General features: G+C 40.2%; 16 protein-coding genes. 12 read left to right on the forward strand and 4 right to left on the reverse strand.

The annotated features are described in order from the left end of the window. Positions 1 to 75 precede the first annotated feature (75 nt). From GJ691_RS05705 to GJ691_RS05730, 6 genes are all read left to right on the forward strand, one after another. The gene (locus GJ691_RS05705) at positions 76 to 1,014 is read left to right on the forward strand and encodes a 2-hydroxyacid dehydrogenase (protein WP_154364659.1); all 939 of its coding nucleotides are present in this window, start codon (positions 76 to 78) and stop codon (positions 1,012 to 1,014) included. 33 nt (positions 1,015 to 1,047) lie between these two features. Beyond that, positions 1,048 to 1,512 (forward strand): DUF1801 domain-containing protein, encoded by a 465-nt coding sequence (locus GJ691_RS05710; RefSeq protein ID WP_154364661.1) that lies wholly within the window; start codon positions 1,048 to 1,050, stop codon positions 1,510 to 1,512. Beyond that, entirely contained in the window at positions 1,509 to 1,898 is a 390-nt protein-coding gene (locus GJ691_RS05715; RefSeq protein WP_154364663.1) for a VOC family protein, read from the forward strand. Before GJ691_RS05710 ends, GJ691_RS05715 begins: the two co-directional genes overlap by 4 nt. A gap of 139 nt (positions 1,899 to 2,037) precedes the next feature. Then, complete coding sequence (locus GJ691_RS05720; RefSeq protein WP_154364665.1) at positions 2,038 to 2,505, forward strand: TM2 domain-containing protein; 468 nt, start codon at positions 2,038 to 2,040, stop codon at positions 2,503 to 2,505. Positions 2,506 to 2,588: 83 nt separating this feature from the next. Further along, positions 2,589 to 3,089 (forward strand): GNAT family N-acetyltransferase, encoded by a 501-nt coding sequence (locus GJ691_RS05725; RefSeq protein WP_246200123.1) that lies wholly within the window; start codon positions 2,589 to 2,591, stop codon positions 3,087 to 3,089. A 64-nt stretch (positions 3,090 to 3,153) separates the two neighbouring features. Further along, positions 3,154 to 3,573 (forward strand): arsenate reductase ArsC, encoded by a 420-nt coding sequence (locus GJ691_RS05730; RefSeq protein WP_154364667.1) that lies wholly within the window; start codon positions 3,154 to 3,156, stop codon positions 3,571 to 3,573. Here the strand turns inward: GJ691_RS05730 and GJ691_RS05735 are convergent. From GJ691_RS05735 to GJ691_RS05745, 3 genes are all read right to left on the reverse strand, one after another. Further along, complete coding sequence (locus tag GJ691_RS05735) at positions 3,570 to 5,387, reverse strand: GNAT family N-acyltransferase (RefSeq protein ID WP_154364669.1); 1,818 nt, start codon at positions 5,385 to 5,387, stop codon at positions 3,570 to 3,572. The two genes, GJ691_RS05730 and GJ691_RS05735, sit on opposite strands and share 4 nt — an antisense overlap. Before the next feature lie 85 nt (positions 5,388 to 5,472). Next, a complete protein-coding gene (locus GJ691_RS05740) occupies positions 5,473 to 6,723 on the reverse strand; it encodes an aspartate kinase (RefSeq protein WP_154364670.1) in 1,251 nt (416 codons plus the stop codon). After that, the gene (locus tag GJ691_RS05745; protein WP_154364672.1) at positions 6,720 to 7,199 is read right to left on the reverse strand and encodes a GNAT family N-acetyltransferase; all 480 of its coding nucleotides are present in this window, start codon (positions 7,197 to 7,199) and stop codon (positions 6,720 to 6,722) included. The genes GJ691_RS05740 and GJ691_RS05745 overlap by 4 nt, the downstream gene beginning before the upstream one ends. Before the next feature lie 111 nt (positions 7,200 to 7,310). Here GJ691_RS05745 and fbp point away from each other — a divergent pair, with 111 nt between their 5' ends. Next, complete coding sequence (gene fbp / locus GJ691_RS05750) at positions 7,311 to 8,321, forward strand: class 1 fructose-bisphosphatase (RefSeq protein WP_154364675.1); 1,011 nt, start codon at positions 7,311 to 7,313, stop codon at positions 8,319 to 8,321. Positions 8,322 to 8,362: 41 nt separating this feature from the next. Here fbp and GJ691_RS05755 read toward each other — a convergent pair whose 3' ends face one another. Continuing rightward, complete coding sequence (locus GJ691_RS05755; RefSeq protein ID WP_154364677.1) at positions 8,363 to 8,785, reverse strand: tellurite resistance TerB family protein; 423 nt, start codon at positions 8,783 to 8,785, stop codon at positions 8,363 to 8,365. Positions 8,786 to 8,891: 106 nt separating this feature from the next. Between GJ691_RS05755 and GJ691_RS05760 the strand changes: the two genes are divergently transcribed. The 5 genes from GJ691_RS05760 to GJ691_RS05780 all read left to right on the forward strand — a co-directional run bounded on the left by GJ691_RS05760 (position 8,892) and on the right by GJ691_RS05780 (position 18,031). Next, on the forward strand, positions 8,892 to 11,357 hold the full coding sequence (locus GJ691_RS05760; RefSeq protein WP_154364679.1) for a ligase-associated DNA damage response DEXH box helicase: 2,466 nt from the start codon (positions 8,892 to 8,894) through the stop codon (positions 11,355 to 11,357). Between the two features lie 3 nt (positions 11,358 to 11,360). Then, positions 11,361 to 11,993, forward strand: coding sequence for a ligase-associated DNA damage response endonuclease PdeM (gene pdeM, locus GJ691_RS05765; RefSeq protein ID WP_179955035.1), 633 nt, complete (start codon positions 11,361 to 11,363; stop codon positions 11,991 to 11,993). Positions 11,994 to 12,133: 140 nt separating this feature from the next. Continuing rightward, entirely contained in the window at positions 12,134 to 15,517 is a 3,384-nt protein-coding gene (gene mfd / locus GJ691_RS05770) for a transcription-repair coupling factor (protein WP_154364681.1), read from the forward strand. A gap of 79 nt (positions 15,518 to 15,596) precedes the next feature. Then, positions 15,597 to 15,953 carry a tellurite resistance TerB family protein gene (locus tag GJ691_RS05775; protein ID WP_154364684.1) on the forward strand — a complete coding sequence of 119 codons (357 nt, stop codon included), beginning with the start codon at positions 15,597 to 15,599 and terminating at the stop codon, positions 15,951 to 15,953. A gap of 158 nt (positions 15,954 to 16,111) precedes the next feature. After that, positions 16,112 to 18,031 carry a CocE/NonD family hydrolase gene (locus GJ691_RS05780; RefSeq protein ID WP_154364686.1) on the forward strand — a complete coding sequence of 640 codons (1,920 nt, stop codon included), beginning with the start codon at positions 16,112 to 16,114 and terminating at the stop codon, positions 18,029 to 18,031. The last annotated feature ends 19 nt before the right edge of the window (positions 18,032 to 18,050 follow it).

Genomic DNA, 18,050 nt, shown 5'->3' on the forward strand with positions numbered 1-18,050 from the left:
ACAACCCTATAATTAAAAACGAACAAAGGGATGTCGCACATCCTTTATAATATAAGTACTTTATATATTTGACTAATGAGAATCTTACACCTGGACACCAACCATCCCTTAATGATAGAGCAATTGGCTCAACTGGGATTTACTAACGATGAGGATTACACTTCCAACAAAAAAGATATTGAGAAAAAAATACACCTCTATGATGGTATTATCATTCGAAGTAGATTAACTATTGATGCTTCATTCCTGGACAAAGCAACCAATCTTAAGTTTATTGGGCGCGTTGGGGCAGGCCTTGAGAATATCGATGTTGACCACGCAAAGGCAAATGGCATCTTTTTGGCATCGGCCCCGGAAGGCAATAGAAATGCGGTCGGCGAACATACGCTTGGAATGCTCTTGTCTCTTTTCAATAAACTGAACAAAGCGGACAAAGAAGTCAGGAACGGCCAATGGGACCGGGAAGGGAATCGGGGTATTGAACTAGATGGCAAAACCGTGGGGATTATCGGTTACGGCAATATGGGCAAGGCCTTTGCTAAAAAGCTCAAAGGATTCGATGTAGAAGTAATCTGTTTTGATATCGTCGGAGGTGTAGGCGATGAAAATGCTCGTCAAGTCGGTATTATGGAGCTTCAACAAAGAACGGACGTTCTTAGCTTACACGTACCGCAAACACCCGAAACCATCGGTATGATCAATGATGAATTCATCAACTCTTTTCAAAAACCGTTTTGGTTGTTGAATACGGCCAGGGGCAAATGTGTAATCACCACGGATTTGGTCAGTAATTTAAAATCAGGAAAAATCCTAGGTGCCGGATTGGATGTTTTGGAGTATGAAAAATCATCTTTTGAAAATATGTTCGATGACCAAAACCTACCTGAAGCCTTTAAATACTTGATGAAAGCGGAAAATGTCCTCTTTTCTCCCCACGTAGCGGGCTGGACCGTGGAAAGTAAAGAAAAACTGGCCCAAACCATCGTAGATAAAATCAAAGAAAGATTTTGCTAACTTTAAGGAGCAACAAACCAATACTCCTTAAGCATGCAATCGAAAGCAACAACACCAGAACAATACATCAACGAATTACCCGATGACCGAAAGGAGGTTATTCAAAAGCTACGGCAAACCATCTTGGAGAATTTACCGAAAGGGTTCACCGAACAAATGAGCTATGGCATGTTGGGCTATGTAGTACCCCATAACCTATACCCTAGTGGTTACCACTGTAATCCTGAATTGCCCCTTCCTTTCATAAATGTGGCATCCCAGAAAAACTTTGTTGCCCTTTATCATTCGGGTATTTATGCCAGTGAGCCATTATATGATTGGTTCGTAACCGAATATCCAAAATATGTGAAAACCAAATTGGACATGGGCAAAAGTTGTATCCGGTTTAAAAATATGGATACCATTCCGTACGGACTTATCGGTGAACTTTGCTCAAAAATGAGCGTGGAAGATTGGATTTCACTTTATGAAAAAAATACAAAAAAAAGTAAGCCATGAAAAAAAGAGTTACCGGTCTTGGTGGGTTCTTCTTTAAGACAAAAGACCCGGATAAGATAAAGGAATGGTACAAAAACCGTTTAGGCCTTAATACCGACCAATATGGTTGCACATTTTGGTGGAAAGACCAAAAAGGTAATGATTGCTCTACCCAATGGAGCCCTATGAACGAGGACACACCATATTTTGAGCCCAGTCAAAAGCAGTTCATGATGAATTTCAGGGTAGAGAATTTGGTAGAACTTTTAAAAGAATTAAAAAAAGAAGGAGTCACGATTGTCGGGGAAATCGAAGAATACGAATATGGTAAATTCGGCTGGATCTTGGACCCTGAAGGAAATAAACTAGAACTTTGGGAACCTATTGACAAGGCATTTTTAGAATAGACACGGCCCTTATTTCACCATACTCCTTTTAGTCCGAATAAATTATCTTATTTATCAGCATGAATTTATCCCCATTTTATTATCATGTTCAAATAATCGTTACATTTAACCTTAGTAAAACCACCATAAAACAAGAATTATGTCAGATGAGAACAAAGATTTAGGCGACAAAGCCAAAGATCTTGGCGACAAAGCCAACGAAAAATTCGAAGACGCCAAAGAAGCAACAAAGGAATTCGCAGAAGATGCAAAAGAGAAAGCCAGTGATTTTGCCGAAGACGCCAAAGAAACCGCCAAAGAGTTTACCGAAAGTGCTAAAGAAGCATTTAGCGGTGCAGGAGGTGAAAACAAAAAATTACTCGTTGGGATATTAGCAATAATTTTAGGCTCATTGGGAGTCCATAAATTTTTATTAGGATACCAAAAAGAAGGTTTTATTCTTTTAGGTGTATCTATTGCAGCTTATGTTCTTTCGTGCGTTGGAATTGGTTTGTTATTTGTTTGGGTACCAAGTGTAATAGGCCTTATAGAGGGTATTATCTATTTAACCAAATCAGACGAGGAATTCTACAACACGTACCAAGTAGGTAAAAAACCTTGGTTCTAAATTTATAAAAACCGGCAAGTTATCGCCGGTTTTTATATGTGAATATCAATCGTTTTATTGCGATGTATTAATATGATTGAAACATGATGGCCACCTTGAAAACACGGGAAATGCAGTCATCTGACTGGAATGCCGTAGCGAAGATTTATGCCGAGGGAATAGCCACTGGCTATGCGACTTTTGAGAAGAACATTCCTACCTATGAATCCTGGAACAATACCCATTTACCCATGTGTAGGCTTGTAGCCGTTAAAAACAGTAACGTTATGGGTTGGGCTGCCTTATCGCCCGTATCAAGTAGATGTGTGTATGGTGGTGTGGCTGAGGTAAGTATTTATGTAAGTGAAAAATATAAAGGCCATGGTGTGGGCAGTATGTTAATAAATAAACTAATTTCACAAAGTGAAGATAAAGGTTTTTGGACCTTACAATCCGGCATTTTTCCCGAAAACGAAAGTAGTATTGCCTTGCATAAGAAAGCGGGGTTTCGTTATATAGGAAGACGTGAAAAAGTAGGGCAACTCAATGGTATTTGGAAAGACAACCTATTATTTGAACGCAGGAGTAAATCTGTCGGAATTTGATTTAACCCTTTCCTTTTTTCCCATTTTGGGTGTATATGAACAGTAACACGAATAGTCTGGAAAGATGCAAAATATTCTGGTCATGTGTACGGGTAATTCATGCAGAAGCCAAATGGCGCATGGTTATCTTGAAAAGTTAAATAATGGCTTTGCACAAGTGTACAGTGCAGGTATTGAGGTACATGGTATCAATTCAGCCGCCATTGCCATTATGGCCGAAGATGGTATTGATATTTCTGACCACACATCGAACCATATAGATGAATATCTAGATAAAGATTTCGATTTCATAATTACGGTCTGTGATCACACGAATGAAAACTGTCCTTACATTCCTTCCAAAAAAGCGAAACGTTTGCACCATAATTTTATGGATCCATCCAAATTTGATGGTAGTGCAGAAGAAAAACACAAACTGTACGTAAAAGTCAGGGATGAAATAAAGGAGTATTGCCAAAAATTCATCCTACGCGAATTACATTAATCCCCATTGTTTTGTTGATTCTCGGTGAACTTTCTTTCAAGTTCCGCCTGAAATTCTTCCATAACCGGCTTAACGGTGCTTTCCGGTAGGTCCGCGATTCGTATGTACATTAGGCCGTCAACTGAATTGTTAAAAAGTGGGTCAACGTTAAAAGCCACAACCTTTGCATTTTGTTTTATATATTTCTTGATCAAAACGGGAAGCCTTAAATTACCTGGCTCCACTTCATTGATCATACGATCGAACTTATTAAGGTCGGCTTTGGTTTCATCAAAAATAAATTCCTTATCCGCATCTTTGAGTTTTACCTTGAACTCCTTTTTGGGGCTTATATATTGGGCCACATAAGGATCCCAATAATTACTTTTCATAAACTCGATCATCAACGACTTGGAAAAGTTAGAGAATTGGTTACTTATACTCACCCCACCGATCAAATACTTATGCTCCGGATATCGTAACGTCGTATGTACGATCCCTTTCCATAACAAAAACAAAGGCATGGGTTTTTGCTGGTATTTTTTGGTAATATATGCCCTTCCCATTTCTATGGATCGGCTCATCATACCATGCAGTTCGGGCTCAAAACGAAAGAGATCCTGCAAATAAAACCCATCTATACCGTGCCTTTTATAAATTTCGGATCCCATTCCCATCCGGTAGGCCCCAACGATTTCTTTATCGGTATCATCCCAAAGGAAAAGGTGATGGTAATATTCATCAAATTTGTCCAAATCGATTGAGTTGTTGGTGCCCTCTCCAATTGCCCTAAAAGTAACTTCTCGCTGTCGTCCTATTTCCTTTAGGATATAAGGCATATCATTGGCGGCTGCCAAAAAGACCTCATAGTTTTTACTCTGCAACAATCGACAATCCTTTTCGCGAAGATTTTCGATCTCCTCCTGTATGACCTCCGTGCGTACGGCCGAAGCAATTTTTTTGGGAGCTTTAGGAATCTTTAAGGAAGTGGGTATCTGATCGATCAACCGCTCTTTTTCATATGCATTGGAGAGCAAATACGTTTTTCTTCGAAGAAGATCGGTGAACTCTTCCAAGGTATTCTGTTCATTCTGCATGTCAACCGATATCGGTTGGCCAATTCTGACTTTTATGGGTCTATTTCTTTGGGAATATATCTCTGAAGGCAATTTAGCCGTTCTAAACACATCACTTATTTTGGACAACCTGTAGAAGAACTTGCTGTTTCTTGCATGAAAATAAATAGGGACAACGGGAACGTTCGCCTTCCGAATCAATTTTAGTGCCGCTACTTCCCACGGCTTATCAACAATTAGTTTGTCATCTTTATATGTAGAGACCTCCCCTGCCGGAAAAATACCAAGGGGATGCCCCTCTCCCAAATGGGCCATAGCACTCTTGAAACCTGCAATGCTACTTTGTGCGTCTTTGTGGTTTTCAAAAGGATTAACAGGCAGAATGTATGGGGATATAGGCTCTATCCTATTCAATAAGAAATTAGCTATTATCTTGAAATCATCTCTATGGGCTACCAACAACTTTAGCAATAACACCCCATCAATACCACCCAACGGATGGTTGGATATGGTGATATAAGCCCCTTCCTTGGGCAATCGTTTAAAATCTTCTTCCGGTATTTCAAAGTCAATTTCGTAATGCCTTAATATAGCATCCAAAAAGGCCATTCCCTCAAGATGTTCATGCTTCTTATAAAACCTGTTTATTCCGGAAATCCTTGTGATTTTCATTAGGACCCACCCCATGAAAGTACCAAAAAACCCATATTTATCAAGATTGATCGCCTTGGCTACTTCCTTTGCGGTTACTAAACCCATTAGCTTTTTCATTTAGGAAGCATAAATATAGTAAAATCCCTACTGGAAGTAGTATTTTAACAGTCTGGAAAACCAATCATTTTTTCTATTTCACCACCAACTGTACTGTTTCATTTGACCGCTGTTCGAGTAAAATTTCCTTACCGTTTTGCAATGTTTTGATAGCGTCATTATCAAAATGTCTTACGGTGTATAACGAAACCCCTTCGTAGCATACGACCTTGAACCTACTTTTCAATAAATCCAATAATTCCTGAAGTCGTCCAAACCTATTATCAACACAAACTGAAAAACTGATAGCGGAGTTTTGGATAAGGTCTACCTTCATCTTATGATCATGCAACATTTTAAAGAGAGCACTGATATTGTCTTCAACAATAAATGAAAAATCCAAGGACGAAAGTCGCATCAAGACCTGACCTTTTTTCATTATGTAGCATGGTACCTGGGGCTCAAGTGCCGTTCCTTTTCCAACGGTTGTACCAGCTCCCTTGGGATCGATAAAGGATTTGACCAACAATGGAATTTCTTTTCGCTGTAAAGGCTGTAAAGTTTTAGGGTGAATAACCGATGCCCCGTAAAAAGCCAACTCTATTGCTTCCCTGTAAGATATCTGGTTCAATAACTGCGCATTATCAAAATATCGCGGATCCGCATTCAGAACACCTGGAACATCTTTCCAGATGGTTACGGATTTTGCATTGAGACAATAGGCAAAAATGGCCGCTGTATAATCAGAACCTTCCCTACCCAAGGTAGTCGTAAAATTATTATCATCACTTCCCAAAAAACCTTGGGTAATATAAAACTTGTTCTTATCTACACCTTCCGCTATTTTTGCTTGCGTCTTCTCCCAATTGACCAAAGCATCACGATAATTATCGTTGGTCTTGATAAAGTCGCGCACATCCAACCAAGAATTTTGAATTCCCTCTTCATTCAAATAAGCACTCAAAATCGTGGTAGAAACCAATTCGCCATAACCTACAACTTGGTCATAAACAAAATTGTAATTGGGTGATTTGTTCCAGACCAGGAATCCCTGAACCTCATCGAACAACACCTTTACTTTTTCAAAAACAGGATGATTATCAGTTTTGAAAAGTTCTAACAAAATCTCATTATGGTATGCTATTACTTCATGAACGGCAGAACTCAGGGCGTTTTTATCATCAAAATAAAAGTTTACCACCTTTTCCATGGCATTTGTGGTCTTACCCATGGCCGAAACCACTAATAAGGTATTTTCATGACCTACTTCCTTTAAGACCTTTACAAGGTTCTGTACTCCTGCTGCATCTTTAACCGATGCACCTCCAAATTTGAAAATTCTCATATCTTATCTAAATAATTCTGTATTCCTTTTTCATCTAATTGTACCACATCCCAGTCGCGCATTACCTTTGCCCCTTTTTTTTCGTAAAAGGCAATGGCCGGCTCATTCCAATCGAGTACCTCCCAATTAATACGTTTAGCACCCTTTTTTGCGGCATAGGATACCACGGCATCTAAAAGTGCCGTACCCAAACCTGTTCCGCGCATTGTTTCTGCCACCACTAGGTCCTCTAAATGTATTATGGGCCCTTTCCAAGTTGAATATCGGTTATAGATCAACGCCATACCGACTATTCTCGAATCTTCCTCCGCAACAAAACAATGGAATAGGACATTCTCCCCAAAACCGTCACGTACCAAATCATCTACCGTGACCTCTACGGCATTGGCTTCTTTTTCAAAACTGGCCAACTCCTTAATAAGTGCATGCACTTCTGACATATCGCCTACTACGGCATCTCTAATCGTATATCCCATAATTGTTACAAATAAAACACAAAGTTATAAATTTACACAATCTTACACGGCCGAAAACCTTGTAGTTTCACAAATTCTACGATATTTGTAAATAAATCACACAAAATATCTATGCTAGGCCAAAAACACAAAACATTAGGAGAATTCATAATAGAAAACCAATCTTCGTTCCAATACACCTCAGGGGAACTTTCAAGACTGTTCAACGCCATTCGATTAGCGGCGAAAGTGGTAAACCATGAGGTGAACAAAGCTGGTTTAATAGATATCCTTGGTGCAGCGGGGGAAACGAATATTCAAGGGGAAGACCAACAGAAATTGGATGTACTTGCCAATGACATATTCATACAAACCTTAAAGAACAGGGAAATAGTATGTGGTATCGCTTCGGAAGAAGAAGACGATTTCATAAGTATAAACAGCCAAGACGAGAATCACCAAAACAAATATGTTGTTCTCATAGATCCTTTGGATGGTTCTTCCAATATTGATGTGAATGTTTCGGTAGGAACGATATTTTCTATATACAGAAGGGTAACCCCCGTAGGGACCCCTGTAAAAATCGAGGATTTTCTACAACCTGGAAACAAACAAGTCGCGGCGGGCTATATTGTTTACGGTACTTCGACCATGTTGGTATATACAACCGGGGATGGGGTAAACGGATTTACCTTAAATCCCGCCATAGGCACCTTTTACCTATCGCACCCTGATATGCAGTTTCCCGAAGACGGAAAGATCTATTCCGTAAACGAGGGTAATTACATACATTTTCTTCAAGGTGTTAAAGATTACATTAAATACTGTCAGCAAGAAGAAGGAGACCGCCCTTATACTTCCCGATATATTGGCTCCCTTGTCTCGGATTTCCATAGAAACATGATCAAAGGTGGTATTTATATGTACCCTAAGAGTAGTATTACCGAAAATGGTAAACTACGGTTACTGTACGAATGCAACCCAATGGCATTTATAGCGGAACAGGCCAACGGACTTGCTATCGGAGGCAGAACAAGGATTCTGGATATTGAACCCACAGAACTACATCAACGTGTACCTTTCTTTTGTGGAAGTAAAAATATGGTGATTAAACTTCAGGAGTTTTTGGATAAATACAAATAAGATATAATCAGTCTCTTTTGTTGAAATGCAAAAGGGGCTGTTTATTTATTGATCAAGTACAGATAATCATCAAAATCTATCCTTCCCGAAAAAATGGCAATGGATTTTGCTATGATCTTATCTGCCTTTTCGCTGGGGTAACCCAATCCGATAGCATACTTTTTCAACAATACCATTTCATCATCATCCACATCATTATCGGCAAATATCATTTTAAAAAGATCGAACAAACGTTCTAACCTTTTTTCCGAACTATTCTGGGGATCGATAGGGTATTTATTCGATTTTTTCATCACCTCTTTAAACTCAGCCTCAGTGATATCCAGTTTATGCGCAAAGCTTTCCAATAACTTCATTTCATGCGGATTTACATCCCCGTCAACAGCTGCCAAAGAGGCTATTGCTGCAAAATGTGCCAAATTTCTACGTTTCTCACTATGATTGTATAAATCTAAAATAGTCATGTGTACTTCGTTTAATTTCAACAAATATATATTTTTAAAAGTGATATTTTAGTCTACAAATGATTATTTTATCATACGCATTCCGCTTTGAAAGCTAGACCGATCAATGACAAGAGACGAACTTTACACCATTGCAGAAAACTGGTTTGACCAGCAAAATTGGACACCTTTTGCTTTTCAAAGACAAACATGGAAGGCTTTTCTTCAAGGTAAACACGGATTACTGAATGCACCAACGGGTAGTGGAAAGACCTATGCCTTATGGTTCCCGATCATCTTAAACTATATAAAGAGCAATCCCGATTACAAAACCAAACATAAAAAGGGATTAAAGGCTATTTGGATCACACCGTTACGGGCCCTTTCCCATGAGATTAAACAATCCGCTGAACGGGTTGCCAAAGATCTGGAAACAGGTTTAACAGTGGGTATCCGCTCTGGGGACACCAGTGCCAGCGAAAGGGCGAAACAAAAAAGAAATATGCCCGATTTGCTAATTACCACGCCCGAAAGCCTTCAGTTATTATTGGCCACAAAAGGATATCAGAAGATATTCAAAAACTGCTCGGCGGCCATTATCGATGAATGGCACGAACTTCTTGGTACAAAAAGAGGGGTGCAAACCGAGTTGGGGCTATCCCGATTAAAGTCAATTTCCACCAACATGCGTATTTGGGGAATTTCTGCGACCATAGGTAACCTAGAACAGGCCCGGCAAGTATTGTTGGGTCCTAACTCATCTGCATTCGATAATTCTGTCCTGATCAAAGCAAACATTTCAAAGAAAATAACCGTCAAAAGCATTATACCTGTTAAAATGGAGACATTTCCTTGGCGTGGGCACTTGGGACTTCGTTTATTGGACACTACAATCCCGATCATCAATAATAGCAAGACTACCTTATTGTTCACAAATACCCGGAGTCAATGTGAGATATGGTTTCAGAACATTCTCGAAAAACACCCTGAACTTGCCGGTGAAATTGCCATGCACCATGGCAGTATCAACAAAGAGACGCGACAATGGGTTGAACAGGCCATTCGTAACGAAAGTTTAAAGGCCGTGGTTTGTACGTCGAGTTTAGATCTCGGTGTTGATTTTGCCCCTGTTGAAACCGTTGTTCAAATTGGTGGAACAAAGGGTATTTCCCGTTTTTTACAACGGGCAGGTCGCAGTGGCCACAGACCTGGGAAAGAAAGTGTCATTTACTTTTTGCCAACACATGCCTTGGAACTGGTCGAGGCCTCGGCTTTGCAGCAAGCTGTTAAAAAGATGGCCGTTGAGGATCGCATTCCATATCTGAACAGTTTTGATGTCTTGATACAATACCTTACCACCTTGGCCGTATCTGACGGTTTTTATCCTGGTGCCATCCTAAAAGAAATAAAGAACACCTTCTGCTTTCAGGCCATAACCTTGGAGCAATGGCAATGGATCCTAAATTATTTGGTCTTAGGTAGCCAGAGTTTACAGTCCTATGATGAATTCAAGAAAGTAGAACTAGAAGAAGACGGTCTGTTCAAAGTGAATCATAGAGGCATTGCCATGCGACACCGTTTTCAGATCGGAACGATTGTCGGCGATGCCAATTTAACGGTACGCTATCAAAAGGGCGGGTATATCGGTACCATAGAGGAATTTTTCATATCGAAATTAAAAGCCGGGGATGTATTTACCTTTGCCGGAAGAAACCTTGAGTTCATTCGTATAAAACAAATGCAGGTACACGTTCGCAATTCCAATAAAAAATCAACAAAAGTCCCTGCTTGGATGGGCGGTAGAATGTCTTTCTCCGCACAGATGTCAGATTTACTAAGAAATGAATTGTATACGGCCTCGCTACCCGAAAACAAACAATCGATTGAAATCAGGTCCTTAAAAACCATATTCAACAAACAGCGTGAGGAAAGCATTGTTCCCAAACCCGATGAATTCTTGATCGAAACCTTTAAGACCAATGATGGCCACCATCATATTTTTTACCCGTTTGAAGGACGGGCCGTACATGAGGCCATGGGTAGTTTGTTAAGTTACCGCATAAGCCTATTGTCCCCGATAACCTTTTCATTGGCCTTCAATGATTACGGTTTTGAACTACTTTCCGACCAACAATTGGACATTCAGGAAATTCTCTACAATGACCTATTCACCACAGCATATATGTTCGATGATCTTCAGAAAAGCCTGAATTCAACCGAAATGGCTAAACGTAAATTCCGCGATATTGCCGTCATCAGCGGATTAGTGTTTACCGGCTATCCTGAAAAAGGCATCAAAATGAAACATTTACAAAGCAGTTCTCAATTGTTTTTTGATGTTTTCAAGGATTATGAAGCAGATAATCTTTTATACCAGCAAGCTTTTACCGAAACCTTTGAACACCAACTAGAGGAAGGTCGTTTACGAATGGCCCTTGAACGCATCAATCAACAAAACATCATATGGAAGCAATGTTCACAACCTACCCCGTTTTCATTTCCTTTAATTACCGATAGGTTAAGGGAAAAGCTGTCCAGTGAAAAATTAGCTGACCGCATACAAAGAATGACTGCAAAACTTTTAAAAAAATAGCCGGTGACCCAAGAAATCGAGATATGCGAACAGCGCTTCACCCTACACCCATCGGGATCCTTGTTTTGGGGCGAAAAATCCATTTTGATGATCAGTGATGTACATTTAGGCAAGATCAGTCATTTTAGAAAATTCGGTGCAGCTGTTCCACAACAAGCCATAAACGCCAATTTTAATATGATGGATGCGGTAAGTGCGTATTTTAATCCTGAAAGGATCATTTTCTTAGGAGATCTGTTCCATTCCCATTTGAACTACGAATGGAGGCATTTTGAAGATTGGACCTCACGAACAACAGCCAAAATAACATTGATCAACGGAAACCATGACGTTATTTCCGACTCAAAATATGAAGGGCTGGGTATTGAAGTATTTGATGAACACATCATCGACGATTTTCTTTTAACGCACCACCCGGAAATGCGTGAAGGGTTTTTCAACTTTTGCGGGCATATACATCCTTCGGTAAAAATCAGTGGAATCGGAAAACAAACGTTGCGCTTACCTTGTTTTTTCAAGAAACTAGACCAAATGATACTTCCCGCTTTTGGCGAATTCACAGGTACGTACACCTTAAAACCCAAAAAAAAGGATGAGATCTTTGCCCTTGCCGATGGTGTGGTCATAAAAATCTAACCCTTATTTTGGGCAACAATCGCCTTCCCCCTATATTTGCACCTTATAAAATAAAACAACCTCACTAAAATGTAGGTTGATACAACTACCTGTTTTGCTTTGCAACAAGTTTACAACAGGGGTTCTAAAAATATAAGCGGTTGACCCAAACTACGATCCAACAGCTCTTTGAACAGTCTCCACAAATTCGGAAACTGCAGGCTGCTATTTCCAAATCTGAAAAGCCAGATCCTTCAAATCCTTTCAGGACAAGCCTAAAAGGACTTACGGGCTCCTCTCTTTCGTTTGTCGTTTCTAACGTTTTCAAAAATTCGGACAGACCTTTCTTATTGGTCTTCAACGACAAAGAAGAGGCCGCCTATTACTTGAACGATCTTGAGTTGCTTATAGGTGAAAAAGATGTGTTGTTCTACCCAGGCAGTTATCGTAGACCTTACCAAATCGAAGAAACCGATAATGCGAATGTACTACTGAGGGCAGAAGTCTTGAACCGAATCAATTCAAGGAAAAAACCGGCGGTCATCGTTACCTATCCCGATGCCCTTTTCGAAAAAGTCGTTACCCGGAAAGAGTTGGACAAAAACACCTTGAAAATCAAAATAGACGACTCCCTATCCCTGGATTTTCTGAACGAGGTGCTTTTTGAATATCAATTTAAAAGAGTGGATTTTGTGACCGAACCGGGTGAATTTTCGGTTCGTGGAGGTATTGTCGATGTCTTTTCCTTTTCCCATGACCAACCATATCGTATCGAGTTCTTTGGGGACGAAGTGGATAGCATCCGAACGTTTGACATTGAAACGCAATTGTCTACCGAAAAGGTGAACAAAATAACCATAATCCCCAATGTTGAGAATAAATTCCTGAACGAGACACGGGAGAGCTTCTTAAAATATATTTCACCCAAAACCTTGGTTCTTACCAAAAACCTAGAGCTGATCTATGATCGTTTGGATAGCTTTTTCGTAAAGGCGGAAGAGTCCTTCACAAAACTATCCAAAGAAATAAAACACGCCTTGCCCGAAGAGCTTTTCGTAAATTCAAAACAGCTCAAAATCCAGTTACGGGAGTACGGCCTAGTTGAAATGAGTGGATTTATTGACCCTCTGCACAAAGCCAACGTACAGGAAATAGTATTCAAAACCAAGCCACAACCTTCTTTCAACAAAAAGTTCGATTTGTTGATTGACAACCTGAACCAGAACAGCGAAAAAGGATACACCAATTACATTTTTTGCGCATCGGAACAACAAGCCAAACGTTTTCACGATATTTTCGATGAAGTAGACCACGACATTAAATACACCACAGTGGTTTTTCCGATTTTCGAAGGTTTTATAGATGACGACCTAAAATTGGTCTGTTATACGGATCATCAGATTTTTGAACGTTACCATAAATTCCATTTAAAAAACGGTCGATCCAAAAAACAGGCGATTACCCTAAAAGAACTCAACAAACTCGACATTGGTGATTATGTGACCCATATTGACCATGGAATCGGTAAATTCGGGGGGCTCCAGAAAATAGATGTTGAAGGCAAAAAACAAGAAGCGATCAAACTTATGTACGGGGATAGGGACATTCTGTATGTAAGTATACACTCCCTTCATAAAATCTCAAAATTCAATGGTAAGGATGGGGCGGCTCCGAAAATCTTCAAGTTAGGTTCCGCTGCCTGGAAAAAACTAAAACAAAAGACCAAGTCGAGGGTAAAGAAAATCGCATTCGACCTTATTCAAGTGTATGCGAAAAGAAGACTACAAAAAGGATTCCAATATGCTCCTGACAGCTATATGCAATTGGAACTCGAGGCTTCTTTTATTTATGAGGATACGCCCGACCAAAGTAAAGCGACCGAAGACATTAAAAAAGACATGGAGAGCGAACGCCCCATGGACCGCCTCGTTTGTGGTGATGTTGGCTTTGGAAAAACCGAAGTCGCTATTCGTGCCGCTTTTAAGGCCGTTGATAATGGCAAACAAGTGGCCGTTTTAGTACCAACGACCATTTTGGCCTTTCAGCATCATAAGACCTTTTCCGAACGGTTGAAAGAAATGCCAGTTACCGTAGATTACCTAAACAGGTTCAGGACGGCCAAAGAAAAACGGGAAACTTTGGAAAAATTGGAAAATGGGAAAGTGGATATCATTATCGGGACCCACCAATTGGTGAACAAAAATGTAAAATTCAAGGATCTTGGTTTATTGATTGTTGACGAGGAACAAAAATTCGGGGTTTCGGTAAAGGACAAATTAAAATCGATCAAAGAGAATGTAGATGTGCTTACCCTTACCGCCACACCCATTCCGCGAACCCTTCAATTTAGTTTAATGGCGGCCCGTGATCTATCGGTCATAAATACACCGCCACCCAACCGCTACCCTATTGAGAGCCATGTAATCCGTTTTGGGGAAGAGACCATTCGAGATGCCGTCACTTACGAGATCCAGCGTGGGGGTCAGGTCTTTTTTATTCATAACCGGATAGAAAACATCAAAGAAGTCGCGGGCATGATCCAACGTCTGGTTCCCGATGCCAAAATCGGTATAGGCCATGGGCAGATGGACGGTAAAAAGCTGGAGACTTTGATGCTTGCCTTTATGAACGGGGAATTTGATGTCCTGGTATCCACAACGATTGTAGAAAGTGGCCTTGATGTTACAAACGCCAACACAATCTTCATCAATAACGCAAATAACTTCGGGTTGAGCGATTTACATCAAATGCGCGGTCGTGTAGGACGAAGCAATAAAAAGGCGTTTTGCTATTTTATTACGCCACCCTACGAGGTCATGACTTCCGAAGCCCAAAAAAGAATACAGGCCTTGGAACAATTTACCGAATTGGGAAGTGGTTTCAACATTGCCATGAAAGATTTGGAAATTCGCGGTGCCGGGGATATTTTGGGAGGTGAACAAAGTGGATTCATCAATGAAATAGGCTTTGATGCCTACCAAAAAATAATGGCCGAAGCTATTGATGAACTCAAGGAAAATGAGTTCAAGGAATTATATGATGAGGTAGAGGGCCACCATGAGAAGGTTTTCGTAAAAGATACCCAGATCGATTCTGATTTTGAACTGCTGTTCCCCGATGATTACATTAACAATGTTACGGAAAGATTGAACCTGTATACCGAACTCAACTCGATCAAGGAAGAGGAAGCCTTACAGAAATTCGAATCGGAGTTGATAGATCGTTTTGGTGAATTGCCCACGCAGGTCGTAGACCTATTGAATTCCGTTCGTATAAAATGGATAGCCAACAGCATTGGTCTTGAAAAAGTGGTAATGAAAAAAGGCAGATTGATCGGTTATTTCATCTCTGACCAACAATCGGCATTTTATCAAAGTGCAAAATTCACCCAGGTTCTACAATTTGTACAATCGAATGCCAACCTATGTAAATTGAAAGAAAAGGAAACCCGTAACGGACTACGTTTACTATTGACCTTTGATAAGATAACTTCTGCCGAAAAAGCCTTGAGAGCCTTGGCCCCTTTTCAAAACCTTAAAGCATAATAAAGCGAAAGCATATGATATACGGTACATTTATGATTAAATATGTATATTATCCGTTTTCTAACCCACAATTAGAATTATGAGTACAACCATTACCAACTTCTCTTTGGCCGAAAAATTGGCCATAGTACAAACTGTAGATGCCGTAATTATTGCTGACGGAACCGTTCACAAGGGCGAATTGAACGCCATGGGTGAATTGATGCACCGCATAGAGTTCGATAGTAATTTTATCTTACAGGCACGGAATATCTCCGAAGAACAGGCTAAATTGATTTTACGTTCAATGACCATGGATAAAAAAAAGATATTAATGACCATACTAGAAGAGATTGCGATTTCTGACGGATTTGTACATAAAAAAGAATCGGATTTAATAGCTGACATCTACTCCTTTATCGACATGGAACAAGAAGTGAAAACAAAGAAGGCGTAGAACAAGAACTTAAAATTTGCCTTCCTATTTTCGTTACCAAGGTTGCCTACCCGCAACTACAGATGAATTCACTTACAAAACATAATGAAAAAGCCTTGCCACAGGCACTTGGCAATAACCAAAAATGTTTATCTTTCTGGCCAAATAAGCACTACAACATGTTAAAATATCTTTTTGCCCTTGCCATGGTTTTCTCTATAGGAGCAACCTTTGCACAAGACAGTGATTCCCTTTATCTACGCCAAAACTACGATCTTAAAGAATACCGTATTCCCATGCGTGATGGCGCAAAGCTTTTCACTGTGGTCTATACGCCGAAAAACAGTTCAGGAAAAGCACCGATATTGATGAACCGAACGTGTTACAACGCCTCTAAATTTACCGATTACAAGTTGAAGTCCTATCCTTCCGAATTTTTATTGCATGATGGGTATATCCTTGTTTTCCAAGATGTCCGCGGCCGATACATGTCAGACGGCACCTTTGACAACATGAGGCCGAACATTCCGGGCAATAACCGAAAAAACAAAAACGAAATTGACGAAAGTTCGGATACTTGGGATACTATAGATTGGATGATTAAAAACATTGATGGCAATAATGGCAAAGTCGGTATATACGGTATATCATATCCGGGACATTATGCTACGGCAGCCTTACCTGATGCCCACCCAGCCCTTAAAGCGTCTTCACCACAAGCGCCCATTGCCGATTTTTTCTTTGACGATTTTCACCATCAAGGTGCATACTTACAAAGTTACACGGCCGCATTTGCGGTTTTCGGCTATCAGAAAGACAGCCTTACAAGACAACCTTGGTATATAGATAAAATAAAACGGTTTTATGATAATCCGCCAGCCGACGGTTATGATTTTCACTTGCGATTGGGCACCTTGAAAAATATTACCGAAAAATACCATTATGATAATTTCTTTTGGAAACAAATTGTGGAACATCCCAATTATGATGAATTTTGGCAAAAAAGAAGTATCCTACCCCATTTGAACAATATTAAACCTGCTGTATTGACCGTAGGTGGGTGGTTCGATGCCGAAGATCTTTATGGACCACTGAACATATACAAAACCATTGAGGCAACGAGTCCAAAAGCCAATAATACGATAGTAATGGGTCCATGGGCCCATGGTGGTTGGGCCAGGGAAAACGGGAAGACCATACACAACCATATTTATTTCGGGGACAGTATTTCCACATTTTACCAAAAAGAGATAGAAAGAAAGTTCTTTGCCCATTATTTAAAAGGTGAAGAAACCCATCCACTGCCCGAAGCCTATATGTTCGATACGGGGGTTAAAAAATGGAAGACCTTTGACGCATGGCCTCCAAAAGAAATAGACCCCATTACATTGTATTTTGGTAAAAAAGGACAGTTATCGATCAATGAGCCTACCAACGCCGAAGCCACTTTTGAGTATGTAAGCGACCCCATGAAGCCCGTACCCTATACCTCACAGACCGAGGGACTCACCTTTACCCCAAGACGATTCATGTCAGATGATCAACGTAATGCATCCCGAAGACCCGATGTCCTGACTTTTGAAACCGAAATTCTTACCCAAGACGTAGTCCTTGCCGGTGAGATACTTTCAAAACTCAAGGTATCAATGAGCGGTACGGATGCCGACTTTATCGTAAAGCTAATCGATGTATACCCTAACGACCATCCAAATTATGAGCACAACCCAGAAAATGTCGTAATGGGCGGTTATCAGCAGTTAGTGCGATCCGAAGTTTTCAGGGGCAGGTTCAGAAACGGTTTCGACAAACCCGAACCTTTTGTCCCCAATGAACCTACTGATGTCAACTTTAGATTGCAGGATGTTCTCCATACTTTTAAGAAAGGACATCGCATCATGATCCAAGTGCACAGTACATGGTTTCCATACATTGACCGTAACCCTCAAAAATATGTGGATAACATTTACAAAGCCGATGAATCCGATTTTATAAAATCGACGATCAAAGTACATGGATCTTCCTCCATTGAAATAGGAAATTCGTTGGATTGCTGCCAACCTCCTGTTATGCACCAAACGGAGGAAATCATTAAGAATTAAAATTTCTGAAACCTATAAT

Source organism: Maribacter luteus, assembly GCF_009674825.1.
GTDB classification, from domain to species: Bacteria; Bacteroidota; Bacteroidia; order Flavobacteriales; family Flavobacteriaceae; genus Maribacter_A; species Maribacter_A luteus.

Coding starts and splice junctions, on each gene's coding strand:
- GJ691_RS05775 (WP_154364684.1), top strand. CDS start 15,597: ATGAGTACAACCATTACCAACTTCTCTTTGGCCGAAAAATTGGCCATA.
- GJ691_RS05755 (WP_154364677.1), bottom strand. CDS start 8,785: ATGACTATTTTAGATTTATACAATCATAGTGAGAAACGTAGAAATTTG.
- GJ691_RS05735 (WP_154364669.1), bottom strand. CDS start 5,387: ATGGGTTTAGTAACCGCAAAGGAAGTAGCCAAGGCGATCAATCTTGAT.
- GJ691_RS05710 (WP_154364661.1), top strand. CDS start 1,048: ATGCAATCGAAAGCAACAACACCAGAACAATACATCAACGAATTACCC.
- fbp (WP_154364675.1), top strand. CDS start 7,311: ATGCTAGGCCAAAAACACAAAACATTAGGAGAATTCATAATAGAAAAC.
- GJ691_RS05745 (WP_154364672.1), bottom strand. CDS start 7,199: ATGGGATATACGATTAGAGATGCCGTAGTAGGCGATATGTCAGAAGTG.
- GJ691_RS05705 (WP_154364659.1), top strand. CDS start 76: ATGAGAATCTTACACCTGGACACCAACCATCCCTTAATGATAGAGCAA.
- GJ691_RS05740 (WP_154364670.1), bottom strand. CDS start 6,723: ATGAGAATTTTCAAATTTGGAGGTGCATCGGTTAAAGATGCAGCAGGA.
- GJ691_RS05760 (WP_154364679.1), top strand. CDS start 8,892: ATGACAAGAGACGAACTTTACACCATTGCAGAAAACTGGTTTGACCAG.
- GJ691_RS05780 (WP_154364686.1), top strand. CDS start 16,112: ATGTTAAAATATCTTTTTGCCCTTGCCATGGTTTTCTCTATAGGAGCA.
- GJ691_RS05715 (WP_154364663.1), top strand. CDS start 1,509: ATGAAAAAAAGAGTTACCGGTCTTGGTGGGTTCTTCTTTAAGACAAAA.
- GJ691_RS05730 (WP_154364667.1), top strand. CDS start 3,154: ATGCAAAATATTCTGGTCATGTGTACGGGTAATTCATGCAGAAGCCAA.
- GJ691_RS05725 (WP_246200123.1), top strand. CDS start 2,589: ATGATGGCCACCTTGAAAACACGGGAAATGCAGTCATCTGACTGGAAT.
- GJ691_RS05720 (WP_154364665.1), top strand. CDS start 2,038: ATGTCAGATGAGAACAAAGATTTAGGCGACAAAGCCAAAGATCTTGGC.